General features: G+C 56.3%; 14 protein-coding genes. 3 read left to right on the plus strand and 11 right to left on the minus strand.

Annotated features, from left to right (window positions below; all coding sequences use genetic code 11):
* Positions 1-13 precede the first annotated feature (13 nt).
* The 5 genes from menB to frdA are packed head-to-tail and all read right to left on the minus strand — an operon-like array spanning position 14 to position 4,317.
* Positions 14-874 carry a 1,4-dihydroxy-2-naphthoyl-CoA synthase gene (gene menB, locus JI62_RS20385; protein ID WP_088701934.1) on the minus strand — a complete coding sequence of 287 codons (861 nt, stop codon included), beginning with the start codon at positions 872-874 and terminating at the stop codon, positions 14-16.
* A gap of 49 nt (positions 875-923) precedes the next feature.
* Positions 924-1,310: a fumarate reductase subunit FrdD gene (gene frdD / locus JI62_RS20390; protein WP_088701935.1), complete on the minus strand. Its 387-nt coding sequence runs from the start codon at positions 1,308-1,310 to the stop codon at positions 924-926.
* Complete coding sequence (locus JI62_RS20395; RefSeq protein ID WP_088701936.1) at positions 1,307-1,708, minus strand: fumarate reductase subunit C; 402 nt, start codon at positions 1,706-1,708, stop codon at positions 1,307-1,309. Before JI62_RS20395 ends, frdD begins: the two co-directional genes overlap by 4 nt.
* A 12-nt stretch (positions 1,709-1,720) precedes the next feature.
* The gene (locus JI62_RS20400; RefSeq protein WP_205737557.1) at positions 1,721-2,533 is read right to left on the minus strand and encodes a succinate dehydrogenase/fumarate reductase iron-sulfur subunit; all 813 of its coding nucleotides are present in this window, start codon (positions 2,531-2,533) and stop codon (positions 1,721-1,723) included.
* Positions 2,530-4,317, minus strand: coding sequence for a fumarate reductase (quinol) flavoprotein subunit (gene frdA, locus JI62_RS20405; protein WP_088701937.1), 1,788 nt, complete (start codon positions 4,315-4,317; stop codon positions 2,530-2,532). Before frdA ends, JI62_RS20400 begins: the two co-directional genes overlap by 4 nt.
* A 273-nt stretch (positions 4,318-4,590) precedes the next feature.
* Here frdA and JI62_RS20410 point away from each other — a divergent pair, with 273 nt between their 5' ends.
* Positions 4,591-6,060, plus strand: coding sequence for an anion permease (locus JI62_RS20410; protein WP_088701938.1), 1,470 nt, complete (start codon positions 4,591-4,593; stop codon positions 6,058-6,060).
* Between the two features lie 12 nt (positions 6,061-6,072).
* On the opposite strand, the gene menH is transcribed toward JI62_RS20410, so the two are convergent.
* The 4 genes from menH to JI62_RS20430 are packed head-to-tail and all read right to left on the minus strand — an operon-like array spanning position 6,073 to position 10,423.
* The gene (menH, locus tag JI62_RS20415) at positions 6,073-6,822 is read right to left on the minus strand and encodes a 2-succinyl-6-hydroxy-2,4-cyclohexadiene-1-carboxylate synthase (protein WP_088701939.1); all 750 of its coding nucleotides are present in this window, start codon (positions 6,820-6,822) and stop codon (positions 6,073-6,075) included.
* Positions 6,812-8,563, minus strand: a complete 1,752-nt coding sequence (menD, locus tag JI62_RS20420; RefSeq protein WP_088701940.1) for a 2-succinyl-5-enolpyruvyl-6-hydroxy-3-cyclohexene-1-carboxylic-acid synthase — start codon at positions 8,561-8,563, stop codon at positions 6,812-6,814. The genes menH and menD overlap by 11 nt, the downstream gene beginning before the upstream one ends.
* Positions 8,564-8,568: 5 nt before the next feature.
* Complete coding sequence (locus tag JI62_RS20425) at positions 8,569-9,891, minus strand: isochorismate synthase (protein WP_088701941.1); 1,323 nt, start codon at positions 9,889-9,891, stop codon at positions 8,569-8,571.
* A 28-nt stretch (positions 9,892-9,919) separates the two neighbouring features.
* On the minus strand, positions 9,920-10,423 hold the full coding sequence (locus JI62_RS20430) for a DoxX family protein (protein ID WP_088701942.1): 504 nt from the start codon (positions 10,421-10,423) through the stop codon (positions 9,920-9,922).
* A 142-nt stretch (positions 10,424-10,565) separates the two neighbouring features.
* Here JI62_RS20430 and JI62_RS20435 point away from each other — a divergent pair, with 142 nt between their 5' ends.
* Positions 10,566-11,492 (plus strand): 1,4-dihydroxy-2-naphthoate polyprenyltransferase, encoded by a 927-nt coding sequence (locus JI62_RS20435; RefSeq protein WP_088701943.1) that lies wholly within the window; start codon positions 10,566-10,568, stop codon positions 11,490-11,492.
* A 58-nt stretch (positions 11,493-11,550) separates the two neighbouring features.
* Here the strand turns inward: JI62_RS20435 and JI62_RS20440 are convergent, their stop codons facing one another.
* Positions 11,551-11,853 carry an antibiotic biosynthesis monooxygenase family protein gene (locus JI62_RS20440; protein ID WP_088701944.1) on the minus strand — a complete coding sequence of 101 codons (303 nt, stop codon included), beginning with the start codon at positions 11,851-11,853 and terminating at the stop codon, positions 11,551-11,553.
* 150 nt (positions 11,854-12,003) lie between these two features.
* On the opposite strand from JI62_RS20440, the gene JI62_RS20445 reads away from it, so the two are divergent.
* Positions 12,004-13,584 carry an FAD-binding domain-containing protein gene (locus JI62_RS20445; protein ID WP_088701945.1) on the plus strand — a complete coding sequence of 527 codons (1,581 nt, stop codon included), beginning with the start codon at positions 12,004-12,006 and terminating at the stop codon, positions 13,582-13,584.
* 229 nt (positions 13,585-13,813) lie between these two features.
* Here JI62_RS20445 and JI62_RS20450 read toward each other — a convergent pair whose 3' ends face one another.
* Entirely contained in the window at positions 13,814-14,539 is a 726-nt protein-coding gene (locus tag JI62_RS20450) for a sulfite exporter TauE/SafE family protein (protein ID WP_088701946.1), read from the minus strand.
* Between the last annotated feature and the right edge of the window lies 1 nt (position 14,540).

Genomic DNA, 14,540 nt, shown 5'->3' on the forward strand with positions numbered 1-14,540 from the left:
AGCGCCAGCTGCATTATGGGTTGCGCGGGTAGCGGGAGAAATCCGGGCGGCGCTTTTCATTAAAGGCGTTGCGCCCCTCCTGCCCCTCTTCGGTCATGTAGTAGAGCATGGTGGCGTTACCCGCCAGCTCCTGCAGCCCGGCTTGCCCATCGCAGTCGGCATTGAGGGCGGCTTTTAGGCAGCGCAGTGCCATGGGGCTATTCTGCAGCATCTCGCGGCACCAGCGTACGCTCTCTTTTTCCAACTCTGCCAGGGGCACCACATGGTTGACCAGCCCCATTTCAAGCGCTTGGGCGGCATCGTACTGGCGGCATAGGAACCAGATTTCCCGGGCCTTTTTCTGGCCCACAATGCGCGCCATATAAGAGGCGCCGTAGCCACCATCAAAAGAGCCGACTTTGGGGCCGGTCTGGCCAAAAATGGCGTTATCGGCGGCAATGGTCAGATCGCACATCATATGCAGCACATGGCCACCGCCAATGGCGTAACCCGCCACCATGGCGATAATTGGCTTAGGACAGGTACGAATATCGCGCTGGAAGTCCAGCACGTTAAGGTGGTGGGCACCCTCTTCGTCCTGGTAACCACCGTAGTCGCCACGAATACGCTGATCACCACCGGAACAGAACGCTTTGTCGCCGGCTCCGGTGAGAATAATCGCACCAATGGCGCTGTCGTAACGCGCCCGGCTTAGCGCCTGGATCATCTCGCTCACCGTGAGCGGGCGAAAGGCGTTGCGCACTTCAGGGCGGTTGATGGTGATGCGGGCGATGCCCTCTTTTGATGTGTGATACAGAATATCCTGGTAGTCGTTTGAGTGATCCTGCCACTCAATCGCTGCGTAGAGTTCTGCTTCAGTGAGTCCTTTAATCATGCCAGTCTCTTTTTTTATCTGTCAGGGGTAAGCTGATAACAAGGGCCGTTTAGCGAAGGAAACCCGCCACAACGATGCCCAACGCCAAAACACTCAACAGCGCCGCCCCACCGTACATCAGCTTCTTATTGAGTGCGTCGCTGCCCACGCTGATATCAAACAGCCCATGGCGCAGGCGGTGGGCAGCATGAAATAGCGGCAAGCAGACCACAGCGCCAATAAACAAAAAGCCCGGCACGCTAAACAGCAGCGAAGATGCCCGCTCATAGCTCAGCGCCTCGGCGGGCAGCAGGCCCAGGGGCAGTAGAACGGCGATAAACAGAATCACGGCAGGTAGCAAGACGGCGAAACAGACGCCGCCTGCGCTAAACAGTCCCCACCAAAGCGGTTCATCAAAGGCTTGTTTATGCTGAACATCATCTTTGTGCATGTTCATGCTCCACTCCTCCCCAATAGCCAGAAAAATAGCAGCGCGACCATGACGACACCTGCCCACTGCCCGGCAACAATGGCCTGATCAGGCAGGCTATGCCCGGCGATACGCAGCGGCATTACCCGTGGGAACAGCACAAAGAAGGTGGCGGCATGAAACAGGCTGGCGGCCAGGGCTAGAAGATTCAGCAGTAGCACAATGGGCGAACCCATAAAGGCGATCCACCCCTGCCAACTTTCCGCCCCTTGCAACAGAGCAACCATACCGGCGAGTAAACAGAGCGTGAAAAACACCAGCGGTAGCACCGTGGCTTCGCGCAGCATATAGAGTTTAAAAAAGCGGTGTTTTAGCCACCAGTTGCGTTTCAGCGGCGGCAGGCGTTGCGATGATGATTTATCCATGATGTTCCTCCCCTACCCTTTAAACAGCGCAATAAGCGTGTGTTTGGCCGCTTCAACCTTGCCCTGATTAACCGCCGCGGCGGGGTCAACGTGTTTAGGGCACACCTTTGAGCAGAAGCCCACAAAGGTGCAGCTCCATACCCCGTCGTGGCGGTTAAGCTCGGCCATGCGCTGTTTTTTGCCGTGGTCTCGGCTGTCCAGGTTGTAACGGTGAGCCAGCGTTAACGCCGCCGGGCCAAGAAACTCCGGATTAAGCCCAAACTGGGGGCAGGCGGAGTAGCAGAGACCACAATTAATGCAGTTGGCGAACTGCTTATAGCGGGCGAGCTGTTCAGGTGACTGCTGGTAGGTTTCCGGCGCCTGGGGGTCGTAGGGTTTTACCGGGTTGTCATCGATCAGGTAGGGCTTCACCGCCGCCAAGTGTTCCAGAAAGATCTCCATATCCACCACCAGATCCCGTTGCACAGGAAAGTGGGCCAACGGCTCAATACGAATATCGCCCTCGTAATCGCGCAGGAAGGTTTTGCAACCCAACTTGGGAATGCCGTTCACCATAACCCCGCAGGAGCCGCAAATCGCCATGCGGCACGACCAGCGGTAGCTCAAGGTACTATCGAGCTGCTCTTTAATGTGGTTGAGGGCATCCAGCAGCGAGGTGCTGTCGTCCACCGGCAGGTCGTACTCCTGCCAGAACGTCTCAGCTGAGTTATCCGGCAGGTAGCGTTTGACGCTGATGTGCTTGGTGCTGGTGTTATTAGTATTGATGCTATTAGTACTGGCGCTATCAGCGCTAACACGCTTGGCAGTAATCTGATCGGTATTCATGCCTTTTCCCCCTTGCCCGCATCACCATAGGCCCTCTCCGCCGGGGCGGAAAACTGCACATCGACGTCCTGCCAGCGCAGCTCGGCATGGCCATCGCCTTGGTAGAACACCTGGCTATGCTTGAGGTAGTTAACGTCGTCGCGTTTCTGCATGCCATCATCCAGACGCTGATGAGCACCGCGGGATTCACGGCGCTCCAGTGCACTCAAGCAAGAGGCTTCGGCAATATCCAGGCCGCACTCCAGTTCCAGGCACTCCAGTAGCTCGGTATTAAAAATCTTGCTGGTATCGTTAATGCGAACCTTGTTAAAGCGCGCACGCAGTTGGCGCATGGTATCCAGCGAGTGGCGCATGCCCTCTTCGGTGCGATAAATGCCACAGCCGCTCTCCATGGCCTGCACCATGGCGTGCTTGAGTTCTACCCAACTCTCCGCACTGCCGGTGCCATCACATAGACGCAACAGTTTGGCTTGCTGGCGGTCACCCTGGGCTTCCAGCAGGCGCTCATCGGCCCACTCTGTTTGCGCCGCACGCTTACTTGCCTGCTCACCGGCCAGGCGGCCAAACACCAATAGCTCAGTCAGCGAGTTAGACCCTAGACGGTTAGCACCGTGCAGGCCCACCGAAGCGCACTCTCCGGCGGCGTAGAGCCCGGCAATGGAGGTTTCGCACTGAGGGTTGGTTTCAATACCGCCCATGGTGTAATGCACCGCCGGGCGAATGGGCACTGGCTCTTTGACGGGGTCGACGTTGATATAGGATTTGGCCAGTTCGCAGATAAAGGGCAGGCGCTCCAGAATGGTCTTTTCACCCAAGTGGCGCAGATCAAGATAGACCACGTCGCTGTCGCCAAACTTGCCGGTGCGGCCCGCCTGCTGCTCCTGCCAGAAAGCCTGGGAGAGTTTGTCCCGCGGCCCCAGCTCCATGTACTTGTTCTCCGGCTTGCCAAGTGGCGTTTCCGGGCCAAGGCCGTAATCCTGTAGATAGCGGTAGCCATCTTTATTAAGCAGAATGCCACCTTCACCCCGGCACGCTTCGGTAATCAAAATGCCGGAGCCGGGCAGGCCGGTGGGGTGGTACTGAACAAACTCCATATCGCGCAGCGCCACACCGTGGCGATAAGCCATCGCCATCCCATCGCCGGTGACAATGCCCGCATTGGTGTTGAAACGGAACAAGCGTCCCGCGCCGCCGGTGGCAAGCACTACTGCTTTGGCACGCAGCAGGGTCAATTCGCCGGTGGCGATCTGCAGCGCAATCACGCCGATCACCGCGCCTTCGTGTACCGCCAGGTCGAGCACAAAGTATTCGTCGAAACGCTCGATCTCAGGATATTTCAGCGAGGTCTGAAACAGGGTGTGAAGCATATGGAAGCCGGTTTTGTCGGCGGCGAACCAAGTACGGGCGGTTTTCATGCCCCCAAAGCGGCGCACCTGCACCTGTCCATCGTCTTTACGGCTCCAGGGGCAGCCCCAGCGCTCCATCTGCACCAGTTCTTGGTAAGCGTGATGAACGAAATAGTCGACGACGCCCTGCTCAACCAGCCAGTCACCGCCGGACACCGTGTCGTCGAAGTGGGCCTGGTGGGAATCCTCAGCACTGGTGACGGCGGCCGCTCCGCCTTCCGCGGCAACGGTATGGGAGCGCATGGGATACACCTTGGAGAGCAGCGCAATACGCTGAGGGGTGCCCTGGGTGTTAGCCTGCTCGGCAGCTCCAATAGCAGCACGTAAGCCTGCGCCGCCCCCACCGACAATGACGATATCGAAATCTCGCTGCTGCATGACAACCCCTTCCATTAGCCAAGTCAAAGGTGGTACCGGCGACACTCTTCGGTGCCCTTTCATCGCTCCAACTTACCACGCCTATAACAGGCCCTGCTCATTAGTCGAAAGAACTATTGACGTGCGTCAAGCAAGTGGAAAATCGAGCCGGTATTGCTGTTCCCCCCGCGCCGCAGCACCTACTCTTCAAACCACTCACTGCAGGGCGGATAGCTATCTGCCAGGCAATAAAAAAGCCCAGACAGACTCAAGAAAACTAAAGAGAGGTGCCGCATGATGACGAATGCTCAACCCTCACCGCGATGGAAACTGTTAGCGCCGCTTGCAGTCGCTATCATCGTCGCGCTGATACCCACGCCCCCGGGGCTTGCCCCTCATGCATGGTATTTTTTCGCCGTTTTCCTCGGCTGCGTAGTGGGCTTGATTCTTGAACCGCTACCGGGCGCAGTGGTAGGCCTAATTGGCGTCACCCTTGTGGCGCTGCTTTCAAGGTGGGTGCTGTTCTCTCCGGAACAACTGGCCGCTGATGGGTTTAATGCCGCTAACCAGGCCTTTTCGTGGGCGGTGTCGGGCTTTACCAACTCGACGGTATGGTTGATTTTTGGCGCCTTTATGTTTGCCTTGGGGTATGAAAAGACCGGCCTGGGCAGGCGAATATCTCTCTGGTTGGTCAAGGCAATGGGGAAGCGTACCTTGACCCTTGGCTACGCGGTGATGATTGCTGATGGCATTCTGGCCCCCTTTACGCCCTCCAATACGGCGCGCAGTGCGGGCACGATCTTCCCAGTGATTCGCAACCTGCCACCGCTTTACGATTCGCACCCCAATGACCCCAGTATGAAGCGCATGGGTAGCTTTTTGATGTGGACAGCACTTGCGTCTACCTGCGTCACTAGCTCGCTGTTTTTGACCGCCCTGGCCCCTAACTTACTGGCCATCGCGCTAACCGAAAGCGCCACTGGTATCCATATCAACTGGGGACAGTGGTTCATGGCGGTAGCACCGGCGGGCATTCTGCTGCTACTGCTGGTGCCGCTGTTGAGCTACTGGCTATGCGCGCCCGAAGTGAAAGCGGGCAGTGAAATTTCCGACTGGGCGGGCCAGGAGCTAACCAAACTGGGGGCACTGACCCGCCATGAAATCATACTGGTCATGATGGTGGTCACCGCCCTGCTGCTATGGATTTTCGCAGGCGACATTATCTCTGGATCACTGGTAGGTCTACTGGTGATCTGCGGCATGCTGTTAACCGGCATTGTGACCTGGAGCGATATTCTCGATAACCGAGCCGCCTGGAATACCTTCGTATGGTTTGCCACGCTGGTGGCGCTCGCGGGTGGTCTCAGCCAGGTGGGATTCGTTAATTGGTTTGGCGGTGTGGTCGGCGGGCAGATAAGCCACTTCAATCCGCTGATGGCCATGGTGGCACTGGTGGTTATCTTCTACCTACTGCACTACTTCTTTGCCAGCGTAACGGCCCACGTGACTGCCCTGCTGCCGGTGATCCTGGCGGCGGCATCGGGCATTGCCGGGCTGGATATGCAGATGTTTATCCTGCTGCTACTGCCCACACTCGGCTTTATGGGCATTCTTACTCCCTACGGCACGGGCCCAAGCCCGGTTTACTACGGCAGCGGCTACCTACCCAGCGCATTGTTCTGGCGGCTAGGAGCCATCTTCGGGCTGCTGTTCCTGGTGGTTTGGCTGGTGATCGGCCTACCCTGGTTAATGGTGATCAGTTGATAAGCATTAGCCTCACCGATACCAGGCATTGAGCTGCTGAGCAATCATCCCCGGTTGCTCAGCGTGAAGATTGTGGCCCCCCTCCAGCGTGATATGGCGCAGGCGCGGGGCCATCCTTGTTAGTTGCGTCGCCAGAGTGTGGAACTTGGTGTCCCGCCGACCTGAAAAGTAGCTGACCGGTAGCGAAGCACTTTCCAGCCACTGCCAAAGTGAAGGCTGTTGCCCCAAGGACGTTGACCGCAGCATTTGGGCGACGGCTGGCCCACGGTTCGCCAGGCGGCGCTGAATCTGCCGACGCCGCTGGGCCTCCGTGAGATCGACAAACACCGGCTGCTGATACCAATCGATTAGCACGTCTTCCAACGGCTCTTGCTCAAAGCGTCGCGCCCAGCGTTCATCATGAGCAATACGGCCAGGACGCTCACTGGCGGATAAACCAGGGTGAGCGCTCTCCAGCCAAAGCGCTTCCAACCCCGGCGGTTGGCGGCTGGCATGGTACAACGCCAAACGCCCGCCCAGGGAGTAGCCCAGCAGGCAGTAACGGCTTACACCGTGGCTTATCAGCGTATCGCCAAGCCAGTGGTGAAACGCTTCAAAAGAGGCTACCTGCTCCTGGTGATGCTGGCCGTGCCCGGGCAAATCCAGCGCGAGGCAACTGATGCCTTCCAAGCCAGCGATGACCTCAACCCAGTCCTGACCATCGCCCAGCAGGCCATGGAGCAGTACCAGGGTCGGCGTCTGCTTGTGAGGTTTACAGCTCACGCGACGCCCCTCGAATCGCTGCGCCTAAGGCCTTAAGATCATCGGCGACCTGCTGATGGGGTACGTTAACCTCAATCAACGTAACGCCCGACTCTAACGCCTGGGCATAAGCCGCCGCGAAGGCTTCCAATGAGCTGGGCGCCGAGTAGCCAAGCCCAAACATCTTGGCCGCATACTCGAAGTTAAGCCCATGTGGCTGGCGATAATAGCGCTCCAGCAGTTCCCCCTCTTTGGGCACCGGCAGCATATGAAAAATACTGCCGCCATCATTATTGAGAATAACCACCACCAGCGGCTGAGCCGCCTGCTTTAACAGTGCGAGGCTATTGAGATCATGCAGTGCGCTGGTATCTCCCAGCACAATGGTAGTGGGTTCTGAGCATGTGCAACTGAGGCCATAGGCCGTGGCGATTAAGCCATCAATGCCAGACGCGCCGCGATTGGCCAATACCCGCAGCGGCATTTGGCGGTGTGCTCCCAGCATATTCATCAGCCTTGCAGGCAGGCTGTTACCGATAAACAGCTGCCCTTCCACCCGTTGCGCTAGCTGGTGGCAAACACCCAGCTCTGAGAAGGCCGCGCACTGCTCCTCTACAAATTGGCTGGTGCGGCGCTGAAGACTACCCAACTGATGCCAAGGCGCTTGTTCGGGGATTTTCGGCAAGCCAGCTATAAAATCCGCGGGCGAGCTTATCAACCGGCGCTTAACGCAGTAATCAGGATCCAGCCGTTGGGGCAGCGGCTCAACCAGCCAGACATCCTGCCAGGGCTGTTGGGCAATAAACTGCGTTAGCCGCTTGGAAATTAGCCGACTGCCAAACTGCAGCAATACCTCTGCCTTAGTCAGTTCCGCGCTAAAGTGTTCGTCATGAAGCGCCAGATCAAAATGGATCAGGTTATAAGGATCAAAACGGAGCTGGCTCTGCACATCCGCCAGTAGCGGCCAGCCCAGCTGCTTGGCGAGCGCCACCACTTGCTGTGCCTGCTGCGGGTCATGGATGCTACCCGCAATGATAATTCCGCGCTGCTGGGCAAACGCTTCCCATACGTCACTAAGCGCTGGAATGGTGGCGCGGGTCTGTATATCCCCCCATGACCAGTCACTCCACGGCGTGGAGTTCGTCAGCCAGCGCCCCAGCGGGGCGAGATAGTCACTGGCATCCACCAAACATTCGCCGGGGTAAAGGGGCTCGCGGTAACGGCAGTTGATATGGATGGGGCCAGGGGTGCGGCGCTGCTGATCAACCGCTTGATCAATCGTACTGAGGAGAAACGCTGCTTTTATCTCAGCATCGGGCGCTGGCAAGTCGTGGTGGACAGTCGTGTGGCGGGAGAAGATATCCCGTTGATCAATGGCCTGATTGCTGCCGTTATCCAGCAGCTCAATGGGTCGGTCAGCGGAGAGCACAATCAGCGGTACGCCAAGCAAATTAGCTTCCACCACTGCTGGATAGAGGTTGGCCACGGCGGTGCCGGAAGTCGTAATCACCACCACGGGGCGATGACTGCCCCGGGCAATACCCAGCGCCATAAATCCCAGCCCGCGCTCGTCAAAATGGCAGTGGCAGCAAAGCCCCACATGCTCGCTGGCGGCCATGGTCAGCGGCGATGAGCGCGAGCCGGGCGCCAGCACCACATCGCGCACCCCTAAGCGATAAAGCTCTTCCAGCATTAGCGCCGACCAAACATGATTAAAGGTGGCGTGCACTTGCGCAAAACCGCTCAATACAGAAGCTGTCATATGTGTTATCCCATCCCTAGCAGCGACATAATATCGGCGATTTTACTGTCCAGCTCCCGCCACTCTTCGTCCGGCTGGGAGCCTGCCACGATGCCCGCGCCGGCATAGAGCCGGATCATTTCTGAATCGATATGGGCGCAGCGAATGGTCACGGCGAGGTCGCTACTGGTGTGGCTGATTCTCCCGAACACCCCGGAGTACCAGCCGCGTTGATGGCGCTCATGCTGCCGAATAAATGTCATCGCTGATTCGCGGGGAACGCCGCCCACCGCCGGAGTCGGTGGCAGTGAGGAGAGCAAAGAGTGGTCGGTGACGCTATGGTGTAACTCGGCGTGGATCAGTCGGCGAATATGCTGCACCGAGCGCAGCTTAACAATATGCGCCTCGCCCATTTGGACTTGTGAAGAAAGCGGCTCCAGCTGGGTCAGGAGTTGCTGATAAACGCACTGGTTTTCCAGCGTGTTTTTCTTATCCCCCAGTAGCTCAGCGGCAAGCGCTTGGTCTTGTGTGGCATCACGACCGCGGTGTGTTGTACCGGCTAGCGCCTCGGTGGTTAAGTGCCTGCCTTCACGCTTATATAGCTGCTCGGGAGGGCAGCCAATGAATGCCTCGCTCGGTGTCAATTGGACGCCAAAGTGAAAACAGTCGGCAGCTCCCGACTGCCAGCGTGACAACAGCGCCCAGGGATTTGGGGGTTGCGGTGTGGTCAGCCGTGTTTCACGAGAAAGCACCACCTTGGGCGTACGCATTAGGTGGTCGAGGTTCGTCACCAGCCCCACCCAAGCCGCCCACTCCTGTTGGCTGGGGCGGTCTTCACGCTGGTAAACCAGAGGCTGCAGGCGAGGCAGCGGCTGCTCTGCTGCCAAGGCGTCTAAACAGGCATGAGCCTGGGCGATTTCGGCACTGGGGCAGCGGTCATCGAAACGTAGATTCAGTGACAGCGTCGCGCCTCCTTGGTGACGTTTCAGCTCGATACGCGGCAGCAAAAAGTAGCAGGCAGGAAAGTGAGCCCATCCTGGTGTGTGAGGGTCGAAGGCCATGCCGCCAAAAAAGTCGGGCTGCTGGCCGCCAATATCGTTCAGCGCAACAAGATCAGCTTTCAATGCCGCCAGAGATTCAAAGGCGTTAACAGCCCCCAGCGTCGCATACTCAACGGCACCCACATCACGTGATTGCCAGTAGAGACGGGGATAAACGCTCTGCATGTTTAGCCACCCCATCATGTCGTTCACCTGACACGGGGTACTTAAGCGGATAACCCCTTTTTGAGCGGCATGACAAAGCGTAGCAAGCTGATGCCTGAGGGCTTCAATAGGGTTAGAGTGCATAGTTCGCCTGTTAGGCCAGCGTTTTCAATTACCTGCTGACGACCGCTGGGTACCTTAAGCCTAGCTTCTCTTTAATATAGGGTAGCACCCAGCGATCGCCGCCAAGCCGACCGGCATTGGCGCCTGCTACCAGCAAAAAGAACGTCAGTGCAATCATCCATGGATTAGTAGACACCGTGCCCGCCATCAAAAAGGACATGTTCATCACAATGGCGAAAAACGCAGCAAACGAGGTCAACACACCAACGATTAAACCCAGGCCAACCAACACTTCCCCTAGCGGTATAATGACGTTAATAACATCCGCATAGGGCAGCACGAAATTCTCAAGGAAGGCGACATAATTAGGGTAAACCGCACTTCCTTCTCGCATCACGGGGTTGGCCACGGCATTGCTTAGAAAGCCTTCGGCATTAAAACCACCGGTTATCTTTCCGATGCCAAGCGTCAGCCAAGTGATACCTAAATAGAGCCGTAGCAGCAACCAAACTACCGCCATATATTTGTTATGTCTAAATAAGTCGCCAATCATCGCGTAAACTCCTACTCAAGGGGTACTTGCAGTGTGGGACAAGATGACGCGGCATATTTTGACGTAGATCTACTTTTTAGCAGTTAATCATACATTTCCGAATGTTTATTAAATGACAACGGTCAACAGGAATATCGACGTAATGCAACAAAACAGTAAGCGCCGCCACTACCAAGCATGGCTGTTAGCCGCACGCCCTCGCACGCTACCGCTGGCGTGCGCTTCCATTCTTTTGGGTACTGGGCTAGCAGCAAGCGTGGATGCCTTTAATGGTGCGGTGCTTGTGCTCGCCCTGCTGACCGCCATTGCGCTCCAAGTGTTGTCTAATCTAGCCAACGACTACGGTGATGCCGCATCCGGCGCTGATGATGATCAGCGTATAGGCCCTACGCGGGCGGTCTCGTCCGGTTTGCTTAGCGCCGAAACGATGCGCAAAGGAATGGTGGTTGCGGCCCTCACCGCCGCGTTATTGGGGCTGTTACTGCTGGTCGCCGCGTTTGGGAATCAGTGGGGGCAAATTCTCATATTCATTCTTTTAGGGGCTGCTGCCCTGCTGGCAGCGGTAACCTATACCGTTGGGCTAGGGGGAACCCCTTATGGCTACCGAGGGTTTGGGGACATTGCGGTCTTTATATTTTTTGGTCTCCTTGGCGTACTGGGCACCTACTATTTACATGTACAGCAGCTAAGCTGGCTGCCGTTTTTACCTGCTGCCGCCTGCGGCCTGCTGGCCACTGCCGTGCTCAATGTGAATAACGTGCGCGATATCGAAAGCGATGCTCGTAACGGCAAGATCACCCTGGCGGTGCGGCTTGGCCGCACTAAGGCGATTAGCTACCACTGGGCGCTGCTGGGGTTAGCGCTGCTGCTTACCTTGATCTATTTAGTTGCGCTGCCGGTGCCGTGGGTGGGATGGAGTTGCTTGCTGGTGGCCAAACCACTGACTGACGCAGCCAGAACGTTAAGCCATACCCGGGATGGCACAGTGCTCACCAATATGCTGAAGAAGACAGCCATTTCAACGCTGCTTTATAGCGTGCTGCTCTCTATTGGCTTGGCACTGTTTTAAAGCGCCCAAAGCGGGGCAGGCGCCCCGCTGCCAGCCAGCTTCGTTTAGCCGTGCCGCCTTACAGCACCACCTCATAACCTTCAAACTTAGGCGGGCCAAGATAAATACCTTCGGGTGACTTGGCATTGGCATGGGCCTTCCGGAATGCGTCTGACTTAGTCCAGTCACGGAAGGCCTCTTCCGATTCCCATACGCTGTGGGAGATAAACACGGTGTGATCTTCCTGGCTTTCGCCCTGCAGCATCTTGAACTGTTTGAAGCCCGGCACTTCATCCAGGTGAGAGTCGCGGTTACGCCACACCTCTAAAAAATCCTCTTCGCGGCCTGGGGCAATTCGAAAACGGTTCATGGCGATATACATCATTACTCTCCTACGGGTTTGTTCCTGCAGAGTTGATCCTGCTGGGTTGGCTCTGTTGGGTTGATTTGGCAAACGGTAGCTTGATGGTAACGTCACATTTCAGTGGCGAATAGACTTAGCGGCGAATAGCCCTCAACCGCAAGGTACGGCATGGCTAAGGCACCTATCCAGATTGTTTGGTTCAAACGCGATTTACGTATTCATGATCATGCGCCGCTTGCCAACGCCGCCATGGCAGGCCCAGTACTGCCCGTATTTGCCATTGAACCCGGCCAGTGGCAAGCGCCGGATAGTGCCCTGCGCCACTGGCAGTTTGCCGCGGACTCACTGATAGACCTTTCAAACGCATTGGAAACATTGGGCCTGCCACTGTGCATTTGGCAAGGCGATATTGTCGATTTATTAACCGCTTTGAAAGCACGCTATGGGGAGTTTGCCCTTCACTCGCATGAAGAGACCGGCAACGCCTGGAGCTTTGCCCGCGATCTTAGCGTCAAGGCATGGTGCCAACAGCAAGGCGCGCCATGGCATGAAACACGCCAGCACGGCGTAATACGCGGCCTGAAATCCCGGGTGGCAGAGCGCGATGCATGGGAAAAACAGTGGGAAGCGTTAATGACCGCTCCTACCTTCTCAGCCCCACAAAACGCTCAAGCGGCCGAGGGGTGGCAAGACTTTCATCACATTGACGTTGAACAGCTTCACAGCCTGACGCTAGGGTTTGATACCACGCCTTGCCCCGAGCGGCAGCCAGGCGGGCGTAGCGAAGGCCGCGCCCTGTGGCGTAGCTTTATTGCCCAGCGCGGGCGGCGCTATCGCGGCTCGCTATCTAAACCGCTGCTGGCCTGGGAGTTTGGCTCGCGGCTTTCGCCCCATTTGGCCTGGGGCACCCTCTCCATGCGCGAAGTAGTGCAGTCACTGCGCCGCCAACGGAAAAAGCATTCGGAAGACACCGCTTGGTCGCGCTCGCTGCGCGCCTTCGCCTCCCGGCTTCACTGGCACTGCCACTTTATTCAGAAGCTCGAAAGTGAACCAAGCATCGAGTATCAAACGCTGCACCCAGCGTTGCGCGGCCTGCGGGAGCGCGACCCTGAACACCCCAATCTGATCGCCTGGAAGCGTGGCCAAACCGGCGTGCCGTTAGTGGATGCCTGTATGCGCAGCCTGATCGCCACCGGCTGGATCAACTTTCGTATGCGCGCGATGCTGCTCTCTCACGCCACCTTTGGCCTTGGGCTGCACTGGTACGAACCTGCCCTGCACTTGGCGCGGCTTTTTACCGACTTCGAGCCCGGCATTCACTACCCCCAGGTGCAGATGCAGGCAGGTGCTACGGGCACCAACGCGCTGCGGGTGTATAACCCCATCAAACAGGCGGAGGATAATGACCCTAGCGGCGAGTTTGTCGCCCGATGGGTGCCAGAACTAACGCCACTGCCCCAGGAGTGGCGCGCTAAGCCCTGGGCGCTGCCGGAAAGTCTGCGACAACGATTCGGTTTTCAGCCTGGCGAGCACTACCCACTACCCAACGACTTTGAGTGTGAGGCGCGCCACTGGAAGAAGATGCTGTATGAGCTTCGCCGCACCCCGGACGCCAGAGACGCCAGCCAGGCCATTGTGAATAAGCTTGCTAGCCAGCGCCGGCCGCCCGCTCAGCGCGCTAAAAAAGCAAAACCCGCCAATCGCCAACAGCTTTCGCTGTTTGACGAGGGCGGGGTGGGGGATGGGTAGTGGTTATGCTTGGCTAGACATCACTAGTTTCTTCGACAGAAGGAATAGCTGTATTGGAAAATCTGGCTATGTATTTGCGCTACGAAAAGGCCCCTTTTAGTTCGCCAGACTGCAGATATTTTTAGTGAACTGCTTCAATAATGCCCCGGACTTTACCCACCCTGCGTCTTGTTTGAAGAGCGACCATCATGTTCGTACAAAGTTGGCAGGAAAGTGCCTAATGGGTCGATCATCGGTTGACGCTGCAACGCAGCGACAGCCCGATGTAGCCTCGAAGGGACGGAGCGACCTGCATCGGCTTTTCACATTTGATTACCATGCTAACACTTTCGTTGTTTGAAACGGTTTTAGTTGATTCTTCTTTCTGAGAAATGTTTGAGTATGCGCTATGAGTCAGTATCGACGACAAAATTAATAATGACGTCAAAAGCATTACGAACCCATTCCTAATACACAGATAGGCAACTTGATTCCGCACTTGCTTCACTAAATTTATGTTTTCTTGACCAATTAGTGCTTTAACTATCTCAGATGTGCCATTTTTTGACTTACGGTACTCATATAACGTTCCATATCCATAGGTTGGCATTAGCTTAAACGCTCCCAGCGAAATAATACCGCCTAGAAGCATATAGAGAGAACATATACTGAGAAACACAACAACCAAATATTTCAACTCATGAGCTGGGAGCAATTTTGCTACGACTGTTGCCGAAACGCCTAGAACTGTTAAACAGATGCTCAAACCTAGTGTAAACTTCGAAGTTTTATCATCAATTTTTTGTGAACGTTGGTGTTCTTCTTTAAGGCGATTAGATATGACTTCCTCTTCAAGCTTAAAATAATAGGAGTACTTATCGTTAAGCACCTTGTCTGCGTCCTGTAGCTTTTTATCATATATTCCTTTCAGATGAAGGAATGGCAATACTTCTTGGGTTATATGAATGAAGCGCATT

Source organism: Halomonas campaniensis (genome assembly GCF_002211105.1).
Classification (GTDB): Bacteria; Pseudomonadota; Gammaproteobacteria; order Pseudomonadales; family Halomonadaceae; genus Vreelandella; species Vreelandella campaniensis_A.